Source organism: Metapseudomonas resinovorans DSM 21078 (assembly GCF_000423545.1).
Classification (GTDB): Bacteria; Pseudomonadota; Gammaproteobacteria; order Pseudomonadales; family Pseudomonadaceae; genus Metapseudomonas; species Metapseudomonas resinovorans.
The window spans coordinates 67,548-94,097 of record NZ_KE384030.1 but is presented as its reverse complement, the minus strand read 5'-3'; the positions used below and the strand labels follow the sequence as shown (position 1 = coordinate 94,097).

Sequence of the window (26,550 nt, the reverse complement as noted above, 5' to 3'; positions counted from 1 at the left end):
CTTGCAGGGGCGCGCTGCACGTGGAGCCAGGATACGGGGCCGCATATCCGCGACCAGAGCTGGTCGGCAGCGGAGAGCCTGATGAACAGGCAAAAAGAAGCCCGCACGTAGCGGGCTTCTTTCAACATCCGGCGATCAGAAGCGGAAGACTTCCACGTCGGTGCGCACTGGCGCCGCCATGGGGATCTTCGGCGGCTGGGCCTCTTTGGCCTTCGCCGGGGCAGCGGGAGCAGCCGGTTTGCGCGGGGCCTCAACGGCGACTGGCTGACCTTCCAGCGGCTTGACCGCTGCAGCCAATTGCTCGGCCAGCTGCTGCAGCAATTGGCTCTGGGCCCGTACCTGATCGGCTGCGGTGCCGACATGCGGCTCCTCCAGGCGCACCAGGCGGCTGTCACGCAGCTGACCGGCCCGGTCCAGCAGGCGCCATTGCGCCTCCAGCACAGCCGGGCGCTGGGGGCCAGAATCCAGGCGACTGATGGTCAGCAACACCTGAACTTCGGGCGTAAAGCCGGGATTGCCGGGAGCCAGCACCAGGCGCTGGCTGTCCAGGCGCCAGGACAACTGACGCAGCAGCACCTGATCGATGTCCGCGGCCAGGCTGCCGGCCCAGCGGCCATCAGGGGCTGCAGTCAGGCTGCCATCGGTCTGGCGCTGCAGGAGGGTTTCACGCTGAAGGTAGTCCGCCACGGTCACCGGACCGAGCAGTACCTGCATCCCAGCCTTTTTTGACGGCACCTCTGGGGTGCCGGCATCGAGTTGGAACATTGGAATCGGGGGACTATGCACACAGCCGGCGAGGCCCAGAAGGCCCACCAGCATCACAGCCAGGGGAAAACGCACGGTCATCAATCTCACCCACGGCCGCCTTTTGGGCAGCCTGCAGTCGAATTCATTCGTCCTCACCACCATCAGGGAATGGCGAGGGGACATATCATCCGTCAATGTGACGCAGGACTCCAGAGCCCCACGTCAATTCGCCGCCTCCAGCGTCAGGCCAGCGGCTCCACCTGCAGCGCATCGACCCGCTGGAAGCCGCGCGGAAGCTTGTTACCACGGCGGCCGCGCTCACCCTTGTAGTGTTCCAGATCGTCGGCCTTGAGTGACAAGGTGCGCTTGCCAGCCTGCAGAACCAGGGTTGCACCAGCCGGCAGCACCGCCAGATCGGTGAGGTACTCCTCACGGCTGGCCACGCGATCGCCGGGGATGCCGATGATCTTGTTGCCCTTGCCCTTGGCCAGTTGCGGCAGATCGGCAACCTTGAACAGCAGCAGGCGACCTTCGGTGGTCACCGCCGCCAGCCAGTCTTCTTCGACGCTCTGCACCGGCCGCGGCGGCACCACCTTGGCACCGTTCGGCAGGCTGAGCAGGGTCTTGCCGGCCTTGTTCTTGGCCTGCAGGTCCGCACCCTTGACCACGAAGCCGTAGCCAGCGTCCGAAGCGATGACGTACGTGGCGTCGTCCTCAGGCAACAACACGCACTCGAAACTCGCCCCCGGCGGTGGCGTCAACCGGCCGGTGAGCGGCTCACCCTGGCCACGGGCCGAAGGCAACGAGTGGGCCGCCAGCGAGTAACTGCGCCCCGTGGAATCGATGAACACCGCGTACTGGTTCGAACGACCCGGCGCAGCGGCCTTGAAACCATCCCCGGCCTTGTAGGACAGTCCGGTGGCGTCGATATCGTGCCCCTTGGCGCAGCGTACCCAGCCCTTCTCGGACAGCACCACGGTCACCGGCTCGGTAGGCATCAGCTCGGTTTCCGACAGGGCGCGCGCCTCGGCGCGAGCGACAATGGGCGAACGACGATTGTCGCCGTAGGTCTCGGCGTCCTTGATCAGTTCGTCACGCACCAGCTTCTTCAGTTTGGCGTCGCTGCCCAGCAGGGCCAGCAGGCGCTTCTGCTCCTTCAGCAACTCGTCCTGCTCGCCGCGAATCTTCATCTCTTCCAGTCGCGCCAGCTGACGCAGACGGGTGTCGAGGATGTAGTCGGCCTGGATCTCGGTGAGGCTGAAGCGCTCCATCAACACCGACTTGGGCTGGTCCTCGGTACGGATGATGTGAATCACTTCATCCAGGTTGAGGAAAGCGATCAGCAAGCCGTCCAACAGGTGCAGGCGCTTTTCCACCTTGTCCAGGCGGAACTGCAAGCGCCGGCGCACGGTGCCGATGCGGTAGGTCAGCCATTCGCTGAGCAGGGTGCGCAGGTCCTTGACCTGGGGCTTGCCGTCCAGACCGATGACGTTGGTGTTGACCCGGTAGCTGGACTCCAGGTCGGTGGTGGCGAACAAGTGCTGCATCAGCTCATCGGCATCCACGCGATTGGAGCGCGGGATGATGACGATGCGGGTAGGGTTCTCGTGATCCGATTCGTCACGCAGGTCGGCCACCATGGGCAGCTTCTTGGCCTGCATCTGGCCGGCGATCTGCTCCAGGACCTTGGACCCGGAGACCTGGTGCGGCAGCGCGGTGACCACGATGTCGCCGTCTTCCACTCGGTATACGGCGCGCATGCGCACCGAACCACGACCGGTTTCGTAGATCTTCAGCAGTTCGGCACGGGGCGTGATCACCTCGGCTTCGGTGGGGAAGTCAGGCCCGAGAATATGTTCGCAGAGCTGCTCCACCGTGGCGTTCGGCTCATCCAGCAGGCGTACGCAGGCGGCGGCCACTTCCCGCAAGTTGTGCGGCGGCACATCGGTGGCCATGCCCACGGCGATGCCGGTGGTGCCATTGAGCAGCAGGTTCGGCAGGCGCGCCGGCAGGGTGGCGGGTTCGTTCAGGGTGCCGTCGAAGTTCGGCACCCAATCCACGGTTCCCTGCCCGAGTTCGGACAGCAGCACTTCCGAGTAACGCGACAGGCGCGCTTCGGTATAGCGCATGGCGGCGAAAGACTTGGGATCGTCCGGGGCACCCCAGTTCCCCTGGCCATCCACCAGCGTGTAGCGATAGCTGAACGGCTGGGCCATGAGCACCATGGCCTCATAGCAGGCCGAATCGCCGTGGGGGTGGAACTTGCCGAGCACGTCGCCGACGGTACGCGCCGACTTCTTGTGCTTGGAGTCGGCGTCCAGGCCCAGCTCGCTCATGGCGTAGATGATGCGGCGCTGTACGGGCTTCAGACCGTCGCCAATATGCGGCAGGGCGCGGTCCATGATCACGTACATGGAGTAGTTGAGGTAGGCCTGTTCGGTGAAATCGGCCAGAGAGCGGCGCTCAACGCCTTCCAGGCTCAGATCGAGGGATTCGCTCATGCGTGCCTCACGGAGAAGTGACTTGGCGCAGCACCAGGGTGCCGTCGCGCTGGGTGAATTCGAGTTGTTTGAGGGCGCTCATGCCGAGCAGCACCTCATCGCCGTCCATGCCCGGCACAATGATCGCCGGCACCTGGGTCAGGCGGATGTCACCCAGGCGCAGTTCCTGCAACTGGGTGCGCCGGCCGGTGACACGGCCGTTGGCGGTACTCAAGGTGACAGACGCACCGGGCGCCAGGCCGAGGCGCTCGGCCAGCCGGGCGGGCACGGCCACCTGGGTAGCACCAGTGTCGAGCAGGAAGGTCACGCCCTGGCCGTCGATGCGGCCATTCAGCAGATAGTGGCCCTGGCGACTGCTCGCCAGCCGCACTTCGACGTAGCCGTCTCCGTGCACCGACGCAGGCTCGCGATTGGGGTTGTGCTGACGCTCCTCCCAGATGCCGAAGAAACGCGCGGCCAGGATCAGACCGATGCCCCAGGCGAGCACCAGCATGACCCTTCCCGCACGTCTGCCCGGCGTCTGCGTGGTCATTTCGCGCTCCAACCGCCCTTGGGCGCGGTGAAGCGCCAAACGATGGGACGACGTTCGCCATCGGCGCGGATCTTGCCGCCGTTATCGAGGCCGACCCAGGCACCTTCGGTATCTATCCACAGGCCTTCGGACACACCGAAGGGCACACCATAGCGGCGGGTGTCGGCCAGGGCTTCCTCGGCGAAGGACCAGCAGCGCTCGACCTCTCCATTGCTCGGCTTGCGCCGGCAAATCTGGTGCGCCAGACGCTCCAGGGTAAAGAGTTTCTCTTCATGGAAGGCCACGTCGGAAAAGTCGCGCGGCATCTGCTGTTCGCTGCCAATAGGTGCTGGCGGACGTTCAGTACCGGCTTCGCTGAAGATCACGCAGCCGCCGGTGCAGCGCCAGGTGGATTGTTGCTTGTGCAGGACCATCAGGCCACGGCGCTCGCGCTCGGCGGCGAGCCAGAGCCGCTCGCCCTTGGGATCGACAGCGATCCCCTCCAGCAGGGCGTTGAAGTGCAGCAACATGCCGCTGGCGCGGGCCTGGCGGACCAGGTTGTCCGGCAGCAGCAGCCAGTTTGGTTCGCCGGCCACGGGCACTTGCAGGACCGCCGCATGGGTCTCGCTCACCAGGTAGCGGTTACCGGCGGCATCGCAACTGATGCCTTCAAAGTCCAGCTCGTTACCCCTCACCATGCTGATGAACCAGGAACGCGCGCGCACGCCCCAGGGCAGGCTGCTCGGCGGTGCCGGCGGTGCATGGAAAATTTCGGCCTCGGCCTGGAGCACGCCGCCAATGGGCTTGAGCCGATACAGCTGGTGGTCGACGCGGTCGGACACGGCCAGCAGCTCATTGCCACAGCGCGCCAGTCCGGAGAGGTTGCCCTGGGGCATGCCCTCCACCGGGTACTCGGCAGCCAGACGCAATTGCTCCGGGTCGTCAGCGGCCCAGAGCGGTGCACAGGACAGCAGACCAAGGAGAATCAGGGCTCCCCTCACACCATGACCTCGGCCAGGTTGCCCTTGGATTCCAGCCAGGACTTGCGGTCACTGGCGCGCTTCTTCGCCAGTAGCATGTCCATGATTTCCACCGTGCCTTCGGTGTCTTCCAGGGTCAGTTGGACCAGGCGGCGGGTGTTCGGGTCCATGGTGGTCTCGCGCAGCTGCGGCGGGTTCATCTCGCCCAGGCCCTTGAATCGGGTGACCTGGGGCTTGCCACGCTTCTTCTCGGCCACCAGGCGGTCGAGGATGCCGTCACGTTCAGCTTCGTCCAGGGCGTAGTAGATCTCCTTGCCCAGATCGATGCGGTACAGGGGCGGCATGGCCACGTAGACGTGCCCGGCCTCGACCAGTGGGCGGAAGTGACGGACGAACAGGGCGCACAGCAGGGTGGCGATGTGCAGACCATCGGAGTCGGCGTCGGCGAGGATGCAGACCTTGCCATAACGCAGCTGGCTCAGGTCCGCAGCACCGGGATCGACGCCGATGGCGACGGCGATGTCATGGACCTCCTGGGAGGCCAGCACTTCACCGCCGTCCACTTCCCAGGTGTTCAGGATCTTGCCGCGCAACGGCATGATCGCCTGGAATTCTTTGTCCCGCGCCTGCTTGGCCGATCCGCCAGCGGAGTCACCCTCCACCAGGAAAAGCTCGGAGCGCATCGGGTCCTGGCCGGCGCAATCCGCCAGCTTGCCTGGAAGCGCCGGGCCTTGGGTGATGCGCTTGCGTTCGACCTTCTTGCTCGCTTTCAGACGGCGGCCGGCATTGCTGATGGCCAGTTCGGCCAATTGCATGCCCAGCTCCGGGTGAGCATTGAGCCAGAGGCTGAAGGCATCCTTGACCACGCCGGAAACGAAAGCGGCCGCCTCGCGGGAAGACAGGCGCTCCTTGGTCTGGCCGGAGAACTGCGGTTCTTGCATCTTCATCGAGAGGACGAAGGCGATGCGCTCCCAGACGTCCTCCGGCGCCAGCTTGACCCCTCGCGGCAACAGATTGCGGAACTCGCAGAACTCGCGCATGGCGTCCAGCAGGCCCTGACGCAGTCCGTTGACGTGGGTGCCGCCCTGGGCGGTCGGGATCAGGTTGACGTAGCTTTCCTGAACGCTATCGCCGCCCTCGGGTAGCCATAGCAGCGCCCAGTCCACTGCCTCCTTGTTTCCGGCCAGGCTGCCGCAGAACGGCTCGCTTGGCAGCCGTTCGAACTCGCTGACGGCATCCTCCAGGTAGGAACGCAGGCCATCTTCGTAGTGCCATTCGATGCGCTCGCCACTGGCTTTATCTTCGAAGGTGACCGACAAGCCCGGGCAGAGCACTGCCTTGGCCTTGAGCACATGCTTGAGGCGGCTGACGGAGAACTTGTGTGAGTCAAAATACTTGGCATCCGGCCAGAAGTGCACGCTGGTGCCGGTGTTGCGTTTGCCGACGCTGCCCACGACCTCCAGCTCGCTGGCCTTGAAGCCATCGGCGAAGGTCATCATGTACTCGTTGCCCTCGCGCTTGACCCGCACTTCGACGCGCGTCGACAGGGCGTTCACGACCGAGATGCCTACACCGTGGAGACCACCGGAGAACTGGTAGTTCTTGTTGGAGAACTTGCCGCCGGCATGCAGCTTGGTGAGGATCAGCTCGACGCCGGGCACCCCTTCTTCGGGGTGGATATCCACCGGCATGCCGCGACCGTCGTCGATCACCTGCAGGGAATTGTCCTCGTGGAGGATTACCTGCACGCTCTTGGCGTGGCCGGCCAGGGCCTCGTCCACGCTGTTGTCGATGACTTCCTGGGCCAGGTGGTTGGGGCGAGTGGTGTCGGTGTACATGCCCGGTCGCTTGCGCACCGGGTCGAGGCCGGAGAGGACTTCGATGGCATCCGCGTTGTAAGTAGCCATGGATTCCCTTTCAGTCAGAGGTCGGAAAAGTCGATGTCACGCCACAGCTGCGCGGGAAAGCCGGCAAAGGCCAGCAAGGCGGGCAGATGGGCAGGGAAGTTCTGGAAACCGTGGTCGCCGCCTGCCTCGATGCGCAAGGCGCAGGCGCGGTAGTAGCGCTCCGCCTGGCGGTAGTCGAGGGTTTCGTCGGCCGTCTGCAACCACACCTGGTAGCGGGCCGGATCCTGTGGTGGCGGCACTTCCAGTTCGGCCAGTGCCATCACGTGCTCCAGCGTCAGCTCCCAGGTTTCGTCGCTGTAATAGTTCTTCTGTGGACCAAGCCGGCCTTCGAACAACCGATGCGGGGCTACCGCCGGGTTGATCAGCACGGCCTTCAGGCCGTGGCGCTCGGCCAAGTGGGTCGCATAGTAGCCGCCCAGGGAGCTGCCGACCAGCACCGGGCGCCCCAGCTCGGCAATGGCGGCCTCGAGCTGGCCAACGGCCTGGCGCGGATGGTGGTGCAGTGCGGGTACCTGCAGTTGCCCGGCCAGCCCGAGGCGTTGCATGAGCACGCTGAGCTGGCGCGCCTTGAACGAAGACGGCGAGCTGTTGAATCCGTGGATATAGAGAAGGCTGGGTTGCGAGCTGGACACGCGGCTTCCTGGCAGGTCGGGGGAAAGTTGTACTTCTTGCCGTGCCGCGGCGCGAAGGTCAATAACCCTTGACGCTGTAATCCACTTCGAAGGTGATTCCGGTGACCCGCGAAACTCCGGTTTCAACGCGTCCGTCGCGCATCAGGCGCAACCAGCGATACCCCGGCGCCTCGTTGCCGACGCAGAAGTCCTCGCTGCCCGGCGCGAACTGCACGCAGGTGGACGGCGACGCCAGCAGGCGCACGCCATTGCGCAGTTGGTCGAACTCCTGGTGGACGTGACCCCAGAGCAGCACCCGCACCTGTGGATAACGATCCAGCACGGCGAACAGGCTCTCGGCGTTGCGCACGCCGATAGGGTCCATCCAGGCGCAACCGATAGGTACCGGATGATGGTGAAAGCTGACCAGCACATGACGCTCGCCGGCACCTTCGAGGGCGCTTTCCAGCAGCTCCAGTTGCTCGGCGGGGAAATGTCCGGGCACGGCGCCGGCGATGGTGGAATCCATCAGCACCAGGCGCCAGTGGGGGAAGTCGACGATGGGTTCCAGCGCCGAGGTTCCAACGCAAACCTCCTGCATCACCGGGACTTCGTCATGGTTGCCGGGGAACCACCGGGCCGGCGCAGGGATGTTCGCAACCAGCTCGAGAAAAGCTTGGTAGGACGCTGCCGAACCGTCCTGGGACAGGTCGCCCGTGGCCAGCACCAGATCGATACTCGGCTGCTCCTGCAGCACCTGTTCAATCACCCGCTGCAAGCTGTCGCGGGTCTCCATGCCCAGCAGCTTGCCGTTCGCTTCAGCGAACAGGTGGCTGTCGGAGAGCTGCACCAGCAGCACCGACTCGTCAGCGGCAAGAGGGAGTGGATTGGGCAAGGCCTTCTCCTTGGGCGAGGTATTCGGATTATGGTTGCTGCGCGCACAACGGGTAAACCCGCGAAGCGGGAATGGTTCACAGTTAACGGCTGTTGATCGCAGTAGGCCGACGAGTCGCCAGCCAAATTCGAAGCGAACCTAGAGGACGACCGGTTCCAGCTCGTGGCCACAAGCCAGGCAATGACTCAGCCATTCACCGAGGAACAGGTTGAGTTGGCTCTTCTCGTCGGGCTGGTGCATATCGGCATTGGGATAGGCATACACGCTACGAAAACGCCGTGCATTCTCGGCACCGACCACTTCCGCCATGCGCGCGTCATGGTAGACCCGCACCTCCAGTTGCGGCGACGGCAACCAGGGCAGGCTGTGCTCCTGCCGCACTTGCAGCGTGGTGGTGTAGGGGCAGGCTTCGACCACTTCCAGGGCCAGCACACCGAGCAGGCGCTCACCCTGGCTCAACGCGACGCGACGGGAACCGCGCACCTCACGCATCTGCGGGAGCAGACGCATCAGGCGCGCGTAGTTCGCCTCGCAGGCGGCTTGCAGCCCGACGAGATCGACCCGGTAGCGATCGCGCAGCAGATTCACGTCCACAACCCCCTGACTTCAGTACGGTTCAGCGCCAGCCACTGCAGGGCCAGCATGCTTGCGGCGTTGTCCAGCCGCCCTTCGCGCATCAAGGCGAGAGCGTCTTCCAGCGGCAGTACGTGCACGCGGATGTCTTCGCCCTCTTCCGCCAGCCCGTGTACCCCCCCTGCGCCGCTGCTTTCGCATCGCCCGAGGAACAAATGCACACGCTCATTGGAGCCCCCTGGTGAAGGATAGTAGGTGGTGATCGGCCATAGCGAAGTCAATTGCAGATCGGCTTCTTCGATGGCTTCCCGACGGGCGACATCCTCCGGCTCTTCGTCCTTGTCGATCAGCCCGGCCACCAGTTCCAGCAGCCAGGGGCTCTCGCTCTTGCCATAGGCGCCGACACGGAACTGTTCGATCAGCACCACTTCATCCCGCTGCGGATCATAGGGCAGCACGCAGACAGCATCATGACGGACGAAGAGTTCCCGATGGATGACCGGGCCCATGGCGCCGGAGAACAACCGATGACGCAGACTCAGACGGTCCAGGCGGTAGAAACCCTGGAAACAGGTTTCTCGTTCGACCACCTCGACGGCGTCGGGGCCCGGTTTGAAAGTTTCGGCCATGGGAAAGTCTCATTGATTGCGGAAGGCTTTGATCCGCGCATCCTACCCCTTGGCCGCATGGGCTGCAGCCTCTTTGCAGATGGGGCGCAGGCTGGGAAGATGCGCGGCGAAAGGCTGCCCCGCCAGCGCGAACTCATGGCCGGGGTGGCAGTCGAAGCCTGCACTTTTCCGGAACAAGCCCCGACGATGAAACCGATGCCCCTTGCCAGACTCCTCGCCGCCGCCAGCCTCGGCGTCCTGCTCAGCGCCTGCCAGATGCTGCCCGGTGGCAGCGACAAGCTGGAGCCGCAGCGCCACGCCTGGGAACACCTGAAACCCGGCTGCCAGGGCGAGGCTTGCCCGCTGGTGAACATCGACACCATCAGTTTCGAAGGCGAACCGCAGCTCAATGCGCTGATCAACCAGCGCCTGCTGCAGATGACCCAGGACAGCCCGGGAGCTCCGTTACCAGCTTCGCTCGAATCCTACGAGAAGGATTTCCTTGCCAGCGCCGACCCGGGCTGGAGCAGCTACCTGCAAGCCAAGGTGCTGGAGCAGCACGACAAACTGGTGCTGGTGGAACTATCCAGCTACCTCTTTACCGGCGGTGCCCACGGCATGCCGGGGCGCGGCTTCATCAATTACGACCGCAAGCTGGAGAAGCCGCTGAGCCTCGGCGACATGCTGCTCCCCGGCCAGGAAGACGCCTTCTGGAAGGTCGCGGAGCAGGCCCACCGCCGCTGGCTCACAGCCAACAAGCTCGACCAGGACCCCGACTTCATCAAGACCTGGCCGTTCGAACGCACTGCCAACGTGGGCCTGGGCTTTGGCGCCATGCTGCTCAAGTACGACGTCTACAGCATCGCACCCTACTCCAGCGGTCATCCGGAGATCCGCATCCCCTATCCGCAACTCAACGGAATACTGAAGCCCCAGTATTTCCCCGGACGCGGTTGAAGCGCCCCAACACCCACTGCAACCCGCCGGCCGCCAGCAACGCCGGCAGGGTTGCACCCAGTTCCGGCCAGCGATTGGCCAACAGGTGATAGATCGCGACGCCGCAGCCCCAGGCCAGCAGCGTGTCCCAGCGCAGCGCCACACGCGGTGCCAGCTCGGCACGACGACGACGCAGGATGAAGTGATCCACCAGCACCACGCCGAACAAGGGCGCGAACACCGAGCCAATCAGCAGCAGGAAGTTCTGGTACTCCGCCAGCGGTGCGAACCAGGCGATCAGCGTGCAGAGAACGCCGATGGCCAGGGCCAGTTGCTCCACCTTGAGCGGTAGCAGAATGCCGCTGGATACCGCCGCCGAGTGGATATCGGCGAAGGCCTTTTCCGACTCGTCCAGCAGGATCAGCAGCAGCGGAATGCCCATGCCGGCGCCAGCCAGGGCCAGGAGCAAGGTGTTGGCATCACTGCCCTCGGCAAAGGCCAAGGTGTAGGCCACGCCCAGGCCCATCAGCCACAGGCAGCCGATGAAGAAGCCCAGCGCGGAACCCACGAATACGCCACCACCGCGACGGCCGAAGCGCGAGTAGTCGGCGATCAGCGGCAGCCAGGACAACGGCATGGCGATGGCAATGTCGAACCCCAGGGCGAAGCTCATTGAACCGTCGCCGGCGCGCGCCATCAGGGCCGTGAAATCGGCACGATTCAACAGGTCCCAGGTCAGCCAGACGCAGGCGCCCAGCAGCAGCCAGATGCCCCAGCGCCGCAGGATACGCCGCACGAAGGCCAGCGGGCCGGCTACCGCCAGCAAGGTGGCCAAGGCGCCAAACACCAGGGTCCAGAGTGTAGGCGAGGCCCACAGGCTGTCTTGGCCCAGGCCGCGAGCCACCAGCAGTCCAGCGGCGTCACGCATGACGATGATCTCGAAGGCGCCCCAACCGACCAGTTGCAGCAGGTTGAGCAAGGCCGGCAGGGTTGCACCCGCCGAACCCAGGCTGAGCTTCATCGATGCCATGGCGGCCAGGCCCGTGTCGCTACCGATCATCGCCGCCGACCCCAGTAGCAGCACCCCGACACCGGTACCGAGGAGGATCGCCAGCAGCGCGTCGCTGGTACCCAGACCCGGCGCCAGCAGCGCACCGGTCTGCAGCACCATCAAGCCGAGGCCGAGGGAGAACCAGAGAGAGAACAGATCGCGCGTGCCGAGAACGCGCTGGTCGAAGGCGACCGGAATGGACGGCGAGTAGCTGGAGGGGGTGTTCACGTTGGCAGGCGTCCCGCTTGGACTGTAGTTATCGAGTTATCCACAAACCGAAAAGCCGGGCGCGAGGCCCGGCTTCCAGCTTGGGTGTGACAGGTCAGCGCCTGTCCAGGGTCACATGGCAGGTCGTTACACCTGCTTGTAGATCACCGAACCCTCTTCCTTGAAGCGTCCAGACTGCTCGGCGAAACCGGCCTCGATGGCCTTCTGTTCGTCGGTCAGGCCGTTTTCCTTGGCGTAGTCGCGGACTTCCTGGGTGATCTTCATGGAGCAGAACTTCGGCCCGCACATGGAGCAGAAGTGCGCCACCTTGGCCGAGTCCTTCGGCAGGGTTTCGTCGTGGAAGGCACGCGCAGTATCCGGGTCCAGGCCAAGGTTGAACTGGTCTTCCCAGCGGAACTCGAAGCGCGCCTTGCTCAGCGCGTTGTCGCGGATCTGCGCACCCGGATGGCCCTTGGCAAGGTCGGCGGCATGGGCGGCGATCTTGTAGGTGATGATGCCGGTCTTCACGTCATCCTTGTTCGGCAGGCCCAGGTGTTCCTTCGGGGTCACGTAGCAGAGCATGGCGCAACCGAACCAGCCGATCATCGCGGCACCGATGCCGGAGGTGATGTGGTCGTAGCCGGGCGCGATGTCAGTGGTCAGCGGGCCGAGGGTGTAGAACGGCGCCTCGTCGCAGCACTCCAGTTGCTTGTCCATGTTCTCTTTGATCAGGTGCATCGGCACGTGGCCGGGGCCCTCGATCATGGTCTGCACATCGTGCTTCCAGGCGATCTTGGTCAGCTCGCCCAAGGTTTCCAGCTCGCCAAATTGCGCGGCATCGTTGGCGTCGGCGATGGAACCCGGACGCAGGCCATCGCCCAGCGAGAAGCTGACGTCGTAGGCCTTCATGATTTCGCAGATTTCCTCGAAATGGGTGTAGAGGAAATTCTCCTTGTGGTGAGCCAGGCACCACTTGGCCATGATCGAGCCGCCACGGGAGACGATGCCGGTGACGCGCTTGGCGGTCAGCGGCACGTAGCGCAGCAACACGCCGGCGTGGATGGTGAAGTAGTCCACGCCTTGCTCGGCCTGCTCGATCAGGGTGTCGCGGAACAGCTCCCAGGTCAGGTCCTCGGCGATACCGCCGACTTTTTCCAGCGCCTGGTAGACCGGCACGGTGCCGATGGGTACCGGCGAGTTGCGGATGATCCACTCGCGGGTTTCATGGATGTGCTTGCCGGTGGACAGGTCCATCACGGTGTCCGAGCCCCAACGAATACCCCAGGTCAGCTTTGCCACTTCTTCCTCAATGGAGGAGCCCAGGGCCGAGTTGCCGATGTTGCCGTTGATCTTCACCAGGAAGTTGCGGCCGATGATCATCGGCTCCAGCTCCACATGGTTGATGTTGGCCGGGATGATGGCGCGACCGCGAGCGATCTCCTCGCGGACGAACTCGGGGGTGATTTCGTTCGGGATGCTGGCACCGAAGCTTTGCCCCGGATGCTGATCCTTCAGCAAGCCGGCGGCACGCGCCTCGGCCAGCTTCATGTTCTCGCGGATGGCGACGTATTCCATTTCGGGCGTGATGATGCCCTGCTTCGCATAGTGCATCTGAGTGACGTTGCGACCTGCCTTGGCCCGGCGCGGGTTGCGCACGTGGGCGAAGCGCATCGCCGACAGCTCGGCATCTGCCAGGCGACGCTGGCCAAATTCGGAGGTCAGGCCGGGCAGGCGCTCGGTGTCGCCGCGATCGTCGATCCACGGCGAACGCACATCCGCCAACCCCTTGCGCACATCGATGGTGACGCTCGGGTCGGTGTAGGGGCCGGAGGTGTCATAGACGGTAACCGGGGCATTGATCTCGCCACCAAAGGCAGTCGGCGTCACGTCCAGGCTGATCTCGCGCATGGGCACGCGGATATCCGGGCGGGAGCCCTGCACATAGACTTTTTGCGAACGGGGGAAAGGCTGGATGGATTGCTGGTCGACCTGGGCGCTTTCGCTCAGGTTCTTTTGTTGTTTTGCGGTCATCGGCTGGCTCCTGGGGAAGATGTCGGAGCGAACCTGAAGGCAGAGTGCACCGTGGCTGGTGCCGAGAGGGCCTCCCGGAGTACGGGGTGGGGAGGCACATCTTGTTCCCTACGCAGGCCTTAACCTGATCAGGTTCAACGGGATCCGGAACTCTCCGATCTCAGCCTCCGATTCGAGGCACCCCGACAAGAACTCGCGCAGTCTAAACAAGCCTGATGGATAAAACCAACCCGGCGGTCAGAATAATATGACCACTGCGTCGTGAAGTGACGCAACGCGCTCAAACGCAAACGATTGTTGCAAGCACGCAACATAGCTTGTCGCAAACTACACTTCGGCCGCCGGTGGGGCGTCTTGACCCGCCTCCAGCGGCCCCGTAGCCTTGCCCGACACCTCAGAATCCAGGATTGATCATGCTGAGCAGACTCTCGCTGGCCATCGCCGTGGCATCCGCATTTGCCGGAACCGCCTGGGCCGTAGATGCCCCCCTGTCAGCCAAGACGGACCTCGTGACCGTCTACAAGGACGCCGTCGACAACAATGCCGACCTCGCCGCCGCTCGTGCCAACTACGAAGCGCAACGCGAGGCCGTACCCCAGGCTCGTTCCGGCCTGCTGCCGCAGATAAACGGCGGCGCCACGGCCGACGACACCCGGACCAAGCTGGACGACCCTTCCAGCACCTCCTCGCGCAGCGGCCTCGCCTACCAGGCGACCCTGAGCCAACCGATCTTCCGTGCCGACCGCTGGTTCCAGCTGAAGGCCGCCGAGTCCAGCACCGAACAGGCCTCCCTGGACTTCTCCGCGACCCAGCAGAACCTGATCCTGCAGACCGCCGAAACCTACTTCGCCGTGCTGCGCGCCCAGGACAACCTGGCTTCGACCAAGGCCGAGGAAGCGGCGTTCAAGCGCCAGCTCGACCAGGCCAACGAACGTTTCGACGTCGGCCTCTCGGACAAGACCGACGTACTGGAAGCCCAGGCCGGTTATGACACGTCCCGCGCCAACCGGATAATCGCCGAACGCAACGTGGAAGACGCCTTCCAGGCCGTGGTGACCCTGACCAACCGCGAGTACGCCTCGCTCGAGGGCATCCTCCACACCCTTCCGGTCGTGGTGCCTGCGCCCAACGACGCCAAGGCCTGGGTCGACACCGCTGCCCAGCAGAACCTCAACCTGCAGGCCGCCAACTACGCCGTCGATGCCGCCGAAGAGACCCTGCGCCAGCGCAAGGCCGGCCATGCACCGACCCTGGACGCGGTCGCCAGCTACCAGAAAGGCGACAACGACAGCCTGGGCTTCAGCAACACGCCCGGCAGCACCCAGCAATTCAGTGGCGACGTCGAACAGCGCAGCATTGGCCTGCAGCTGAACATTCCAATCTACAGCGGTGGCCTGACCAGTTCTCAGGTGCGCGAGTCCTACCAGCGCCTGAATCAGACCGAGCAGCAACGCGAAAGCCTGCGCCGCACCGTGGTGCAGAACACTCGCAACTTCCACCGCGCGGTGAACACCGACGTCGAACAGGTGAAGGCACGCAAGCAGTCGATCATCTCCAACCAGAGCGCCCTGGAAGCCACCGAAATCGGCTACCAGGTGGGTACCCGCAACATCGTCGACGTGCTTGACGCCCAGCGTCAGTTGTACAGCTCCGTGCGCGACTACAACAACGCCCGCTACGACTACATTCTCGACAACCTGCGCCTGAAACAGGCCGCCGGCACTCTCAGTCCGGGCGACCTGGAAGCCCTGGCCAGTTTCCTCAAGCCGGACTACGACCCGGACAAGGACTTCCTCCCGCCCGATCTGGCCAAAGCGGCAGAAGCGAGTCTGCGCGGCGACCCGGAGTACTGAGTCCTGCTGCAACACCAAGAAGCCCGGCATCACCGCCGGGCTTTTTCATTCTGTGCGCTGACGCGAAGTCTCCCTGTGAGCACCAGCGCCTGCCGTCAGAAAACTCTGCAATCTCGGATTGAGCCCAACCCGACAAGTAAATAAACGAGTTGATTTTTTACTGTTAGTAAATTTTCATGGCGCAACGAGAACGAGTCGGGCCATCAGGTCCTCAGGAGCCTCCATGTCCAGCGCCACCTTCCCACGCCTCTTCGAGCCCCTGGAAATCCGCGGCAAACGCCTGAAGAACCGCATCATGTCCAGCGGACACGACACCTCGATGCCCGCCGACAACCTGGTCAACGACCAACTCGTCGCCTACCACCGCGCCCGAGCCAAGGGCGGCGTTGGCCTGATCGTGCTGCAGGTGGCCGGGGTGCATGACAGCGCGCGTTACACCTCCCACGTGCTGATGGCCACCGACGATGCCTGCATCGAGGGCTACCGCCGCCTGGCCGAGGCCTGCCATGCCGAGGGCACCGTGGTGTTGTCCCAGGTGTTCCACCCGGGCCGGGAGATCATGGAGTCCGGCGACGGCCTGCTGGCAGTGGCCTGGTCTGCCTCGGCCTCGCCCAACGAGCGCTTCCGGGTAATGCCGCGAGCCCTGGACCAGCCGATGATCGACGAGATAGTCGCCGGCTACGGTGCCGCCGCCCGCCGTCTGTACGAGGCCGGACTCGACGGCGTGGAAATAGTCGCCAGCCATGGCTACCTGCCAGCGCAATTCCTGAACCCCCGGGTAAATCGCCGCGAGGACGGCTACAACGGCGATCTGGACGCCCGCCTGCGATTCCTCCGCGAAGTGATCCTGGCCGTGCGCACCCACTGCAACGAAGACTTCATCGTCGGCCTGCGCATCTCCGCCGACGAACGTGACCCGGAAGGCCTGACCGAAGACGAATCCCTGGCCGCCGTGCTTGCACTGCAGGGGCAGCTCGATTATGTGCACCTGGTCGCCGGTACTTCGGCTTCTTTCGGCGGCGCCATCCACATCGTGCCGCCCATGGCGATCGAGGCCGCCTACCTGGCGCCCACGGCGGGAAGCTTCAAGGCACGCCTGGACATCCCGCTCTTCGTCACGGGGCGAATCAACCAGCCCCAGGAAGCGGAAACCATTCTTGCTCGGGGGCAGGCCGACGTCTGCGGCATGACCCGCGCGCTGATCTGCGACCCGCAAATGCCAAACAAGGCCGCCGCTGGCCGCAGCGATGACGTTCGCGCCTGCATTGCCTGCAACCAGGCCTGCATCGGCCACTTCCACCGCGGCTACCCCATCTCCTGCATCCAGCACCCGGAAACCGGCCGTGAACTCACCTACGACGCGCCCAAGCCGGCAAGCGTGCGCAAGCGCGTGATGGTGGTGGGCGGCGGCCCCGCAGGAATGAAGGCTGCCGCAGTGGCCGCCCAACGCGGCCACGAGGTAACACTGTATGAAGCCGGAAGCCAACTCGGCGGCCAGGTCCTGCTGGCCCAGCTGCTGCCCCGGCGGGCGGAGTTCGGCGGGGCAGCCACCAACCTGCAACGGGAGATGGAACTGGCCGGTGTGCAGGTGCAACGCAACGTCCGCGTCGACCGCAGCCTGGTAGAGCGCGAACGTCCCGACCTGGTGATCCTCGCCACCGGCGCCAGACCCTATTGGCCAGCATTCGAGCGCGGCGGCGAGCTGCAGGTGGTGGACGCCTGGCAGGTCCTGCGCGACGAAGTGCAGTTGGGTCGATCGGTGCTGGTGACCGACTGGCGCGGCGACTGGATTGCCCCCGGCATTGCCGAGCGCCTGGCGCGCAATGGCCATCAGGTGCACCTGGCGGTGAACGGCCCTCACTGTGGCGAGAGCCTGCCGCTCTATGTGCGCGACCAGATGGCCGGCGAGCTGCACAAGCTGGGCATCCCGATCACGCCCTATTCGCGCCTTTACGGCTGCGACGACAGCACGGTGTACATGATGCACGCCACCTGCGGCGAGCCGATGCTGTTCGAAGAGGTGGACACCCTGGTGCTCTGCCAGGGGCACGAACCGGTGGATGATCTGGGCGGCGAACTGGAAGGCCTGGTGGACTTCCGCCGAATCGGCGACTGCCTGGCCCCGCGCACCGTCGAGGAAGCCATTTACGAGGGACTGAAGCTGGCCTGGGATATCTGAGTGTTGCCGGCGATCGTCGCTGCCATACAATGCCGCGATCCCGTGCCCCATGGAGGGAACCATGAGCCCCAGCCTGCCATCGCCGAACGCCAACGCCGAGAGCCAATTCCTCGGCACGCGCATCCGCGCGCTTCGCAAACGCCGGGGCATGACCCTCAGTGAGCTGGCCGAACAGAGCAAGCTCACCGCCGGCTATATCAGCCAGTTGGAACGCAACCTGGCGTATCCCTCGATCCCGGCACTGTTCAATATCGCCCGTAGCCTGGGCGTGACCATCCAGTGGTTCTTCGCCAGCGAAGCTCCCACCAGCGAAGCCGACCGTGGCTACGTGGTGCGCCGCAATGCCCGCACCAGCCTGCACTACGAAGACGGCATCACTGACGAATTGCTCAGCCCGCAGCCGCTGCGCCAGTTGGAGATGCTCCACTCACGCTTCCCCCCCGGTACCTACAGTGAAGAGAGTTACAGCCACGAGGGCGAGGAAGCCGGCTACGTGTTGAGCGGCGAGTTCGAGCTCTGGGTCGGCGAGCGCCACTTCCACCTGCAGGAAGGCGACAGTTTCAGCTTCTCCAGCCAGGAGCCGCACCGCTACGGCAATCCCGGCGAGAAGGATGCGCTGATCCTGTGGGTAATCACCCCGCCGACATTCTGAGGCGCTGCATCTGTGGGGGCGAACTCATTCGCCAAGCAGGCCGGAGGTCTGCCCTTCAAGCCCTGCGGGGTCACAGCAACCGCGCAATCCCGCCCAATAACCGCTCCAGCGCGCCCTGGTTGGCCTTGAGCACACCCAGCCCCGCTTCACGCATGGCCTGGGCACGGCCGGTATCGATCCAGAGCGCCCCCACCTGCGCCGCCAGCTGATCGGCATCAGCCACCTCGGCCAGCGCCCCGGCGTCACGCAGCTGCGCGGCGATTTCGAGGAAGTTGAACAGGTGCGGCCCCGACAGCACCGGCTTGCCCAGCGCTGCGGGCTCCAGCAAGTTGTGGCCACCATTGGGCACCAGGCTGCCACCGACGAAGGCGATGTCCGCCAGCGCGTAGAGGAACAGCAGTTCGCCCATGGTGTCGCCGACCAGCACTGAATCGGTTTGCGCCACCAACGCACCGCTGGAGCGGCGAACGGCCGCCAGGCCTTCGCGACGGCATAGTTCGAACACCGGACCGAAACGCTCCGGATGACGTGGTACCAGGATCAACAGGGCATCAGGACGCTGCGCCAACAGCGTCTTGTGGGCGGCGAGAACGACTTCGTCCTCCCCCGCGTGGGTACTGGCGGCAATCCACACCGGCCGGGCTCCGGCGCCCCACTGGCTGCGAAGCTCGCCGGCACGTTGCAACAGCGCCGGGTCAATGCGCAGGTCGTACTTGATCGAACCTGTGACGCCCACACATTCAGAACGCGCGCCCAGGGCGCGGAAGCGCGCAGCTTCAGCCTCAGTCTGCACCGCGATCCAGCTCAGCTCGGCCAGCATGGGCGCGGTCAGTTTGCCAAAGCGTGCATAGCCGCGCGCCGATCGCTCGGAAAGCCGCGCGTTGGCCAGCACCACCGGAACGCCACGGCGGGCGCACTGGTGAATGTGGTTGGGCCAGAGTTCGGTTTCCATGATCACCGCCAGCTTCGGCCGCACCCGGTCAAGGAAGCGCGCCGCTGCCCAAGGCAGGTCATAGGGCAGGTAGCAATGTTGCACCCGGTCACCGAACAGGGCACGGATGCGCTCGGAACCGGTGGGGGTCATGCAGGTGATCGTGATGGGCAGGTCCGGGTAGCGCTCCAGCAGGGCACGGACCATGGGCGCTGCGGCGATACTTTCGCCCACCGACACCGCATGGACCCAGATACCCCCCGGCTTGATCGCCGGCAGGCCGAAGGCGAAGCGCTCGCCGATACGCCGCGCGTAAGCGGGCGCTCGCCAGGCACGCCAGGCCAGGCGCAGGGCCACCAGCGGCAGACCGAGATGAAACAACAGGGTATAGAGGGTGCGATTCATGGGCGCGGAGCTTAGCGTGACTCGCCGCTGATCGCACTAGCCCATAGCCTGCAGATGCTCTGCCAGGCTATCGGCCAGCCAGAGCGCCGCCGGCCCCAGGGCCGTATCACGACGGCAGACCAGCTCCACCACCAGTGAGGGAGGCGTCCAGTCACTGCGCAGCTCCACCAATTGCCCCTGATAGGCCGGGTACTGCGCCACGTGACGCGGTAACCACGCCCAACCCAGCCCCCGCATGACCAGCTCCGCCATGACGTAGAAGCTGTCGGCGCGCCAGACCTGCGGGCCGAGTTGCTCCCCGCCCGTATAGTGGCTGTCCTGGGGTGCCATCAGGATCTGCCGGTGCCGCACCAGTTCGCGCCGCTCCGCATGGCCTTGCGCTGCCAGGATGTGGCCGGCGCCGCAAACCGTAACCATTTCAATGGTGCCCAGCCGCTGGCGCTCCAGCGCGTCGGGCATCTGCTCGTGGTGGAACAGCAGGCCGAGGTCGGCACGGCGCTCCAGCAGCTTGCGCGCCACGTCGCCCTGGGCGCTGCTGGCCAGCTGCACTTCCAGCATGGGAAAGGCCGTCCCCAGAGCCTCAAGGCTGGCCAGGACCGGCTGATAGGGCATGGCTTCATCCTGGGCCAACCTCAGTCGGGCTTCTTCCCCCCCGGCCAACCCCAGGGCCCGTGCATCCAGGCGCTGGCACTGGCGCAGCACTTCCCGTGCCTCCTCCAGCAGTGCACGGCCAGCCGCTGTCAAACGTGGCTGGCGGCCGCTGCTGCGCTCGAACAACAACACGCCCAGGTCTTCCTCCAGCAGCGCGATGCCGCTGCTCACGGCTGACTGGGCACGCCGGAGCTGGCGCGCGGCGGCGGAAAAGGACTGACCTTCGGCGACGCCGACGAACAGGCGAATCTGCTCCAGACTCCATTGCATGGCGAAAAACCTATCTCCAATACAGATAGGTAATCACTTTATCCCATCAGCGGAAGTCTTAGAATTCGCGCCATTACACAGGAGGCCCGACCATGACCGGCTACATCTACCTTGCTATCGCCATTGCCGCCGAAGTGATCGCCACCACCTCGATGAAAGCCATCGACGGCTTCAACAAACCTCTGCCACTGATTCTGGTGATCGGTGGCTACGCCATCGCCTTCTGGATGCTGACTCTGGTGGTGCGCAGTATCCCCGTGGGCATCGCTTACGCCATCTGGGCCGGACTCGGCATCGTACTGGTCAGTGTCGCCGCCCTGGTGCTCTACCAGCAGAAGCTGGACGTCCCCGCCGTGCTCGGCATGGGGCTGATCGTCTCCGGCGTCGTGGTGATCCAGCTCTTCTCGAACAGCACCGGGCACTGAAGCCAGTTGCTCATCGGCGGAACGACAGGGGCGCTATACTGCGCCCCTGTTTTTTTCGAGGCGCCTGCGACCCATGGCCGAATCCCTTTCCACCGATGTGCTCATCCTGGGCGGCGGCATCGCCGGCCTCTGGCTCAACGCCCGTCTGCGCAAGCAAGGCTTCGCCACCCTGCTGGTGGAGAACGCCAGCCTCGGCGGCGGACAGAGCGTGAAGTCCCAGGGGATCATCCACGGTGGCGCCAAGTACGCCCTGCACGGCGCCCTGACCGGCGCCTCCGAAGCCATCGCCGACATGCCACGGCGCTGGCGCGAGGCCCTGGCCGGTAATGGCGAACTGGACCTCAGCGGCGTACGCCTGCTCTCCGATGCCCATTACCTCTGGTCGCCCGGCACCCTCGCCGGCAACCTCACCAGCTTCTTCGCCAGCAAGGCGGTGCGCGGCCGCGTCGACCAGGTCAAAGGCAGCGACCTGCCACCGGCACTGCAGCACCCGAAGTTCAAGGGCAAGGTCTACCGCCTCGCCGAACTGGTACTGGATGTCCCCAGCCTGATCACGCGCCTGGCCGACCTGGCTGGCGACAGCCTGCTGGCCGCCCACGAGTTCGAGCCCCTGAACGACGACGGCCAGCGTGTCGGATTACGCATCGACGGCCGTGAAGTCCGCGCACAACGCATCGTCCTCAGCGCCGGCGCCGGCAACCAGGCACTGCTCGAGACCCTGGGCCTGAGCCAACCAACCATGCAGCGCCGCCCACTGCATATGGTGATGGTCAAGGCGCCCAGCCTGAAACCGCTCTACGCCCACTGCCTGGGCGGCGGGCCCAAGCCACGTATTACCGTCACCAGTCACCCGGCCGCCGACGGCCAGTGGGTCTGGTACCTGGGCGGCGACCTGGCCGAGGCCGAGGGCGTGGCGCGCAACGAAGCGGAGCAAATTGCCGCTGCCGAACAGGAGCTGCGCCAGTTACTGCCCTGGGTCGACCTGTCGGCTGCACAGTGGGCCACCCTACGGGTGGATCGCGCCGAGCCGGCCCAAAGCGGCCTGGTACGCCCAGACAACGCCTTCCTCAGCGAACACCGCCACTTGCTGGTGGGCTGGCCGACCAAACTGGCCCTGGCGCCTGACTTCGCCGACCGCGTGCTGGCCGCCTTCGAGCGCGACGGCCTGCGCCCGGCCGCACACCACGCGCTGCCCCCCCTGCCTCGCCCGCCCGTGGCGCAACCGGCCTGGGAGGAGCTGCTGGGATGAACGGTCTGCACACTTTCCACCGCCCGCTGGGCAACACCGGCCTGGTGGTTTCCCCACTCGGCCTGGGCACCGTCAAGCTGGGGCGGGACCAGGGCGTGAAGTACCCCAACGGTTTCACCATCCCCGACGATAGCGAAGCCCTTCGACTGCTGGCCCTGGCCCGCGACCTCGGCATCAACCTGATCGACACCGCGCCAGCCTACGGTCGCAGCGAGGAGCGCCTGGGTCCGTTGCTGCGCGGTCAGCGCCAGCAATGGGTGATCGTCAGCAAGGTGGGCGAGGAGTTCGAGGGCGGCGTCTCGCGATTCGACTTCAGCCCCGAACACACGCGCTTCTCCGTCGAACGCAGCCTGAAGCGCCTGGAAACCGACTTCATCGATCTGGTTCTGGTGCACTCTGACGGCAACGACCTGGCCATCCTGCGTGACAGCGGCGTCTACGAAACCCTCGCCGAACTCAAGCAAGCCGGAAAGATCCGTGCCTTTGGACTGTCCGGCAAGACCGTTGAGGGTGGCCTGCTGGCCCTGGAACAGGGTGATTGCGCCATGGTCACCTACAACCTCAACGAGCAGGACGAGAAGCCGGTGATCGACTTCGCGGTGCAACAGAACAAGGGCATCCTGATCAAGAAAGGCCTGGCCAGCGGCCACGCCTGCCTCGGCGCAGGCATTGACCCGGTGCGTGCCAGCTTCGAACTGATCTTCGGTCATCCCGGGGTGACCAGCGCGATAATCGGGACCATCAACCCGCTGCATCTGTCCCATAATGTCGCGACGGCCGCCAACGTCATCGGGGGTCGTTGCTAGCCGACCCCTACCCTGAAGGAGCCGACATGCCGCGAATCCTCGCCCGCAAGGACCCCAACGCGTTCAAGACCCTCCCGTTGCATGTCGAAGCCAGTGCCGACGCCCTGAACTACCAGAGCCTGGGTCGCCCGCTGAACTTCACCCAGATGCTGGAGCGCCGCCGCCCGGTGCAGGTCAACGACAGCCGGCGCTTCGCGGTGGAGCTGGCGAACCTCGGCGTTTCGGTGCGGCTGACCCTGAACCTGCAAGGTCGCGATTACTGGCTGCTGGTGCGCCAGCGCCGGCAGGACCGCGGCGACACCGTTCTCAAGCTGATTTCCGGCTACGTCCCGGCCCATGAGCTGAACCTGCCGCTGCTCACCGCCATTCAGGAAGTCGCCGAGGAATGCCTGATCGAGACACCGGAAGGCTGGCTCGCCGGACGCTTCGCCGATACCTGGCTGCCCACGCCCTATCAGCGGCACCTGCGATACCGCGAAGCCAACCACTTCCGCCTCAGCCCCCTGTCCGGGGCTGCGCGCCCCGTGCGCAACGGCAAATTGACGTTGCTGGAACGCCCCGAAGCCTATGTCCACTTGCCTACCGCATCCCTGCAACTGGTCTACGACCTGCGCCTGGACTTGCCGCGGGAAAGCCACCAGATCAGCCTCTTCCATGTCGACGAGGTACTGCAGGGCGGCCAACTGGTGGCCAGCCTGGAGCGACGTCGACCCGATATCTACCTGCTGCCACTGCGCCAGGGCCTGCCCACCGGCGAGCTGCTGACCCTGCGCAACGGCGAGTTCAAGGCCGCCAGTACGCGTGGAGTCTGGCTCTCGGAGAGTTTCGCGGAGCAGGACGGCTGGCTGGTGCACGAAGAGCGTGTGCGCTGGCGGGACTGGCTGGCGCGGGTAGGGACGGCCCAACCGTTGGGAAAGAGGGTCGCCTGCTGAACGATGGGGCGCCCAAGCCGCCCCATCGTCACTGAAGCCGTATCCCATTAGGGCCATCGTCATTTCAGCTCGCTTGAACTCTTGCCCAGCAATCGCCTCGCCACAATCAGCAGTTGGATCTGCTGGGTACCTTCGAAGATGTCGAGGATCTTCGAATCCCGCGCCCATTTCTCCAGCAGTTCGTCTTCGCCATAGCCCAGGGCACCGGCCAGCTCCACGCACTTGAGGGTGATTTCGTTGGCCACGCGCCCGGCCTTCGCCTTGGCGATAGAGGCTTCCTTGGAGTTAGGTAACCGGTTGTCGGCCATCCAGGCGGCCTTCAAGGTCAGCAGGCGTGCGGCCTCCCACTCGGCCTCCAGGCGGTAGAGCGTCGCTTCGGCGTGGCTGGCGGCAAGCAATGGTGTGCGGTAGTCGAACCGGCAGCCGGCTCCGGCCAGCAGCTCGCGCGTCCGGTCCAGGGCCGCTTTGGCGACCCCAACCGCCATCCCTGCCACCAGCGGGCGGGTGTTGTCGAAGGTTTCCATCACCCCGGCAAAACCCTTCTGCACATCGATCTCGGCATTGCCCAGCAGGTTCGCCGCCGGCACCCGACAGTCGTTGAAACTGATCGACGCGGTGTCCGAGGCCTTGATACCGAGCTTTTTCTCCAGGCGCGTAACGCGCATGCCGGGAGTCCCCTTCTCCACCACGAAGGACTTGATCGCCGCACGCCCCAGGTTGCGGTCCAGGGTCGCCCACACGACCACCGCGTCGGCACGCTCGCCCGAGGTCACGAAGATCTTCTCGCCATTGAGCACGTAATGGTCGCCATCCTTCACCGCCGTGGTGCGGATCGCCGCCGAGTCCGAGCCGCAACCAGGTTCGGTGATCGCCATGGCCGCCCAGGTGCCGCGGAAACGCTCGAGCTGCTCCGCGTTGGCCACGGCGGCTATTGCAGCATTTCCCAGGCCTTGGCGTGGCATGGCCAGGAGCAGGCCGACATCGCCCCAGCAAAGCTCCATCACGCCGACCAGCGCGGAAAGGTTGCCGCCATTGCGCACACCCTCTTCCGCACCGACGCCACGCTTGCTCGCAGAACCCGCGCCCACGGACTCCGGAGAACCGGCGTTCATGCCGTCCAGCAGCGCGGACAGCAGGTCCAGCTCACGGGGATAGGCATGTTCAGCCTTGTCGTACTTGCGCGATAGAGGCCGAAAGTACTCGGCTGCAACCTGATGGGCCTGGTTGCTCAGTGCGCGGAGTTTCTTCGGGAGTTCCAGATTCATGCTGCCTTCCTCACAGGTGCAGGCCGCCGCTCATCAAGGCAACGGCGCGCAGGTCGCGGTACCAGCGCTCGGCCGGGTGTTCCTGGGTGAAACCATGGCCACCGAGCAATTGCACGGCGTCGGTGCCGATCTTCATGGCCTTTTCGGCGCAGAGCAGGCGTGCCAAGTAGGCCTCGCGCTGGTACGTCTCCCCCCGGTCAGCCAGGGCGCAGACACGCCAGACCATCAGGCGCATGGCATCCAGTTCGATGGCGATGTCCGCGACCATGAACGCCACGCCCTGGCGGTGGCTGATGGGCTCGCCAAAGGCCGTCCGCTCATTGCAGTAGTCGATCACATAGTCCAGGGCGGCCTGGGCGGTCCCCAAGGCCAGAGCGCACCAGGCCAGGTGGCCAAGATCGAGAAATCGCCGGTAGTCGAAATCGATGGCAGCCAGCCGATTCTCGGCCGGAACCTTCACCCCCTTCAGGCGGACTCTCGCCGTACCACAGGCCTTGAGGCCCATGGCCGGTTCCGGGCGCAGGTCAAGCCCCTTGCTGCCGGTCTCGACGAGAAACAGCGCCACGCCGCGGCCCGTATCAGCGGCAACGATCAGGCGGCTGGCATCCAGCCCGTCGAGCACCAGGCACTTCTCGCCACTGAGCACATAGTGTTTCCCCCTGTTCCGCGCGCGGGTGGCCAGCTTGTGGGGATCGAACAACACTGCGGGCTCGCTCACCGCAATGGCCATGCGTGGTGCTGGCTGTTCTCCAATGAAGGCCGGCAACCAGGCGGCTTGCTGTTCTGGCGATGCCCAGCGACGGATGCAGTTGGCCGCCGAAAGCGGCGCCAGGATCGCGGCGGCCAGGCTCAGATCGCCCTTGCTCAAGGCTTCGGCCATCAACGCGTTGGTAAGGACAGTGCGCTCTCCGGCCAGGCCGCCCTGGCTCTCGCCCACTCCGTAGTGGGCCAGTCCGAGCGCGTGGGCCTGGTTGAGCAGGTCGGCCGGCACCGTGCCGCGCGAGTCTGCGCCGTGAGCGGCTGGGCGCAAGGTTTCCAGGGCGAAGGCTTCCAGCATCTCTACCAGCATCCGCTGCTCGTCGGACAGGGAGAGATCGAACAATTCACCCGAACTGGCCGAGCGCGGGGCTTTGCGTGCATGTCGCGCGGCCAGCATGAAGCCGGCGCGGGTACCGCCGTAGAGAAGTTTCTCGAATGCCTTGCGCAGCTTGAGACGATCAGGCCAATGGGCCTGGGCCACACGATTGAGCAAGGCCAGGGCACGGCCCTGTGCGTTGGGGGACATCGGCATCGCACTCCATGCAGGATAAGGATGCCGGGATGATGGGTGGCATCGACCCGGACGCCTATGACCGGGCCGACACCAGCGACTGG

General features: G+C 65.0%; 23 protein-coding genes and 1 riboswitch. Of the genes, 8 read left to right on the top strand and 15 right to left on the bottom strand.

Annotation, left to right across the window (positions count from 1 at the left end):
• Nucleotides 1-135 precede the first annotated feature (135 nt).
• The 9 genes from G559_RS0123820 to G559_RS0123780 form a co-directional block, all read right to left on the bottom strand.
• Complete coding sequence (locus G559_RS0123820; RefSeq protein ID WP_155945759.1) at nucleotides 136-849, bottom strand: PqiC family protein; 714 nt, start codon at nucleotides 847-849, stop codon at nucleotides 136-138.
• 140 nt (nucleotides 850-989) lie between these two features.
• On the bottom strand, nucleotides 990-3,248 hold the full coding sequence (gene parC, locus G559_RS0123815) for a DNA topoisomerase IV subunit A (RefSeq protein ID WP_028630633.1): 2,259 nt from the start codon (nucleotides 3,246-3,248) through the stop codon (nucleotides 990-992).
• A 7-nt stretch (nucleotides 3,249-3,255) separates the two neighbouring features.
• Nucleotides 3,256-3,780, bottom strand: coding sequence for a retropepsin-like aspartic protease family protein (locus tag G559_RS0123810; RefSeq protein ID WP_028630632.1), 525 nt, complete (start codon nucleotides 3,778-3,780; stop codon nucleotides 3,256-3,258).
• A complete protein-coding gene (locus G559_RS0123805) occupies nucleotides 3,777-4,760 on the bottom strand; it encodes an esterase-like activity of phytase family protein (RefSeq protein ID WP_028630631.1) in 984 nt (327 codons plus the stop codon). The genes G559_RS0123810 and G559_RS0123805 overlap by 4 nt, the downstream gene beginning before the upstream one ends.
• Complete coding sequence (gene parE / locus G559_RS0123800) at nucleotides 4,757-6,646, bottom strand: DNA topoisomerase IV subunit B (protein ID WP_028630630.1); 1,890 nt, start codon at nucleotides 6,644-6,646, stop codon at nucleotides 4,757-4,759. Before parE ends, G559_RS0123805 begins: the two co-directional genes overlap by 4 nt.
• Before the next feature lie 14 nt (nucleotides 6,647-6,660).
• Complete coding sequence (locus tag G559_RS0123795) at nucleotides 6,661-7,278, bottom strand: YqiA/YcfP family alpha/beta fold hydrolase (RefSeq protein WP_028630629.1); 618 nt, start codon at nucleotides 7,276-7,278, stop codon at nucleotides 6,661-6,663.
• 58 nt (nucleotides 7,279-7,336) lie between these two features.
• Nucleotides 7,337-8,152, bottom strand: coding sequence for a 3',5'-cyclic-AMP phosphodiesterase (gene cpdA, locus G559_RS0123790; RefSeq protein WP_028630628.1), 816 nt, complete (start codon nucleotides 8,150-8,152; stop codon nucleotides 7,337-7,339).
• Nucleotides 8,153-8,290: 138 nt separating this feature from the next.
• Nucleotides 8,291-8,746, bottom strand: coding sequence for a DUF1249 domain-containing protein (locus tag G559_RS0123785; protein ID WP_028630627.1), 456 nt, complete (start codon nucleotides 8,744-8,746; stop codon nucleotides 8,291-8,293).
• Nucleotides 8,737-9,354, bottom strand: coding sequence for an NUDIX domain-containing protein (locus tag G559_RS0123780; RefSeq protein ID WP_028630626.1), 618 nt, complete (start codon nucleotides 9,352-9,354; stop codon nucleotides 8,737-8,739). Before G559_RS0123780 ends, G559_RS0123785 begins: the two co-directional genes overlap by 10 nt.
• Nucleotides 9,355-9,549: 195 nt before the next feature.
• On the opposite strand from G559_RS0123780, the gene G559_RS0123775 reads away from it, so the two are divergent.
• Nucleotides 9,550-10,290: a DUF3298 and DUF4163 domain-containing protein gene (locus G559_RS0123775; protein WP_028630625.1), complete on the top strand. Its 741-nt coding sequence runs from the start codon at nucleotides 9,550-9,552 to the stop codon at nucleotides 10,288-10,290.
• Here G559_RS0123775 and cytX read toward each other — a convergent pair.
• On the bottom strand, nucleotides 10,247-11,548 hold the full coding sequence (gene cytX, locus G559_RS0123770) for a putative hydroxymethylpyrimidine transporter CytX (protein ID WP_028630624.1): 1,302 nt from the start codon (nucleotides 11,546-11,548) through the stop codon (nucleotides 10,247-10,249). The two genes, G559_RS0123775 and cytX, sit on opposite strands and share 44 nt — an antisense overlap.
• A gap of 126 nt (nucleotides 11,549-11,674) precedes the next feature.
• On the bottom strand, nucleotides 11,675-13,558 hold the full coding sequence (thiC, locus tag G559_RS0123765) for a phosphomethylpyrimidine synthase ThiC (protein WP_028630623.1): 1,884 nt from the start codon (nucleotides 13,556-13,558) through the stop codon (nucleotides 11,675-11,677).
• An 88-nt stretch (nucleotides 13,559-13,646) separates the two neighbouring features.
• Nucleotides 13,647-13,753: riboswitch (TPP riboswitch) on the bottom strand.
• 218 nt (nucleotides 13,754-13,971) lie between these two features.
• Between thiC and G559_RS0123760 the strand changes: the two genes are divergently transcribed.
• The 3 genes from G559_RS0123760 to G559_RS0123750 all read left to right on the top strand — a co-directional run bounded on the left by G559_RS0123760 (nucleotide 13,972) and on the right by G559_RS0123750 (nucleotide 18,242).
• Complete coding sequence (locus tag G559_RS0123760; RefSeq protein ID WP_028630622.1) at nucleotides 13,972-15,411, top strand: TolC family outer membrane protein; 1,440 nt, start codon at nucleotides 13,972-13,974, stop codon at nucleotides 15,409-15,411.
• A 223-nt stretch (nucleotides 15,412-15,634) separates the two neighbouring features.
• Nucleotides 15,635-17,590, top strand: coding sequence for an oxidoreductase (locus tag G559_RS0123755; RefSeq protein ID WP_028630621.1), 1,956 nt, complete (start codon nucleotides 15,635-15,637; stop codon nucleotides 17,588-17,590).
• A gap of 61 nt (nucleotides 17,591-17,651) precedes the next feature.
• Nucleotides 17,652-18,242 carry a cupin domain-containing protein gene (locus tag G559_RS0123750; protein WP_036997819.1) on the top strand — a complete coding sequence of 197 codons (591 nt, stop codon included), beginning with the start codon at nucleotides 17,652-17,654 and terminating at the stop codon, nucleotides 18,240-18,242.
• 70 nt (nucleotides 18,243-18,312) lie between these two features.
• Here the strand turns inward: G559_RS0123750 and waaA are convergent, their stop codons facing one another.
• A complete protein-coding gene (gene waaA, locus G559_RS0123745; protein ID WP_028630619.1) occupies nucleotides 18,313-19,578 on the bottom strand; it encodes a lipid IV(A) 3-deoxy-D-manno-octulosonic acid transferase in 1,266 nt (421 codons plus the stop codon).
• Between the two features lie 36 nt (nucleotides 19,579-19,614).
• Nucleotides 19,615-20,499, bottom strand: coding sequence for a LysR family transcriptional regulator (locus tag G559_RS0123740; RefSeq protein WP_028630618.1), 885 nt, complete (start codon nucleotides 20,497-20,499; stop codon nucleotides 19,615-19,617).
• 92 nt (nucleotides 20,500-20,591) lie between these two features.
• Here G559_RS0123740 and G559_RS0123735 point away from each other — a divergent pair, with 92 nt between their 5' ends.
• From G559_RS0123735 to G559_RS0123720, 4 genes are all read left to right on the top strand, one after another.
• The gene (locus tag G559_RS0123735; RefSeq protein WP_028630617.1) at nucleotides 20,592-20,924 is read left to right on the top strand and encodes a DMT family transporter; all 333 of its coding nucleotides are present in this window, start codon (nucleotides 20,592-20,594) and stop codon (nucleotides 20,922-20,924) included.
• A 73-nt stretch (nucleotides 20,925-20,997) separates the two neighbouring features.
• Nucleotides 20,998-22,173: an NAD(P)/FAD-dependent oxidoreductase gene (locus tag G559_RS0123730; protein ID WP_028630616.1), complete on the top strand. Its 1,176-nt coding sequence runs from the start codon at nucleotides 20,998-21,000 to the stop codon at nucleotides 22,171-22,173.
• Nucleotides 22,170-22,979 (top strand): aldo/keto reductase, encoded by an 810-nt coding sequence (locus G559_RS0123725; RefSeq protein WP_028630615.1) that lies wholly within the window; start codon nucleotides 22,170-22,172, stop codon nucleotides 22,977-22,979. Before G559_RS0123730 ends, G559_RS0123725 begins: the two co-directional genes overlap by 4 nt.
• 26 nt (nucleotides 22,980-23,005) lie before the next feature.
• Complete coding sequence (locus G559_RS0123720) at nucleotides 23,006-23,911, top strand: hypothetical protein (protein WP_028630614.1); 906 nt, start codon at nucleotides 23,006-23,008, stop codon at nucleotides 23,909-23,911.
• A gap of 59 nt (nucleotides 23,912-23,970) precedes the next feature.
• Here the strand turns inward: G559_RS0123720 and G559_RS0123715 are convergent, their stop codons facing one another.
• Both G559_RS0123715 and G559_RS0123710 read right to left on the bottom strand, forming a co-directional pair.
• Entirely contained in the window at nucleotides 23,971-25,176 is a 1,206-nt protein-coding gene (locus G559_RS0123715; RefSeq protein WP_028630613.1) for an acyl-CoA dehydrogenase family protein, read from the bottom strand.
• Between the two features lie 10 nt (nucleotides 25,177-25,186).
• Nucleotides 25,187-26,467, bottom strand: a complete 1,281-nt coding sequence (locus G559_RS0123710; protein ID WP_028630612.1) for an acyl-CoA dehydrogenase family protein — start codon at nucleotides 26,465-26,467, stop codon at nucleotides 25,187-25,189.
• Nucleotides 26,468-26,550: the final 83 nt, after the last annotated feature.

Bases quoted from the DNA above. Each gene is read 5' to 3' on its own strand.
- G559_RS0123730 (WP_028630616.1), top strand. From the start codon at position 20,998: ATGGCCGAATCCCTTTCCACCGATGTGCTCATCCTGGGCGGCGGCATC.
- G559_RS0123715 (WP_028630613.1), bottom strand. From the start codon at position 25,176: ATGAATCTGGAACTCCCGAAGAAACTCCGCGCACTGAGCAACCAGGCC.
- G559_RS0123760 (WP_028630622.1), top strand. From the start codon at position 13,972: ATGCTGAGCAGACTCTCGCTGGCCATCGCCGTGGCATCCGCATTTGCC.
- G559_RS0123755 (WP_028630621.1), top strand. From the start codon at position 15,635: ATGTCCAGCGCCACCTTCCCACGCCTCTTCGAGCCCCTGGAAATCCGC.
- G559_RS0123725 (WP_028630615.1), top strand. From the start codon at position 22,170: ATGAACGGTCTGCACACTTTCCACCGCCCGCTGGGCAACACCGGCCTG.
- G559_RS0123810 (WP_028630632.1), bottom strand. From the start codon at position 3,780: ATGACCACGCAGACGCCGGGCAGACGTGCGGGAAGGGTCATGCTGGTG.
- G559_RS0123780 (WP_028630626.1), bottom strand. From the start codon at position 9,354: ATGGCCGAAACTTTCAAACCGGGCCCCGACGCCGTCGAGGTGGTCGAA.
- G559_RS0123740 (WP_028630618.1), bottom strand. From the start codon at position 20,499: ATGCAATGGAGTCTGGAGCAGATTCGCCTGTTCGTCGGCGTCGCCGAA.
- waaA (WP_028630619.1), bottom strand. From the start codon at position 19,578: ATGAATCGCACCCTCTATACCCTGTTGTTTCATCTCGGTCTGCCGCTG.
- G559_RS0123750 (WP_036997819.1), top strand. From the start codon at position 17,652: ATGAGCCCCAGCCTGCCATCGCCGAACGCCAACGCCGAGAGCCAATTC.
- thiC (WP_028630623.1), bottom strand. From the start codon at position 13,558: ATGACCGCAAAACAACAAAAGAACCTGAGCGAAAGCGCCCAGGTCGAC.
- G559_RS0123735 (WP_028630617.1), top strand. From the start codon at position 20,592: ATGACCGGCTACATCTACCTTGCTATCGCCATTGCCGCCGAAGTGATC.
- parE (WP_028630630.1), bottom strand. From the start codon at position 6,646: ATGGCTACTTACAACGCGGATGCCATCGAAGTCCTCTCCGGCCTCGAC.
- G559_RS0123775 (WP_028630625.1), top strand. From the start codon at position 9,550: ATGCCCCTTGCCAGACTCCTCGCCGCCGCCAGCCTCGGCGTCCTGCTC.
- G559_RS0123720 (WP_028630614.1), top strand. From the start codon at position 23,006: ATGCCGCGAATCCTCGCCCGCAAGGACCCCAACGCGTTCAAGACCCTC.
- G559_RS0123710 (WP_028630612.1), bottom strand. From the start codon at position 26,467: ATGCCGATGTCCCCCAACGCACAGGGCCGTGCCCTGGCCTTGCTCAAT.
- parC (WP_028630633.1), bottom strand. From the start codon at position 3,248: ATGAGCGAATCCCTCGATCTGAGCCTGGAAGGCGTTGAGCGCCGCTCT.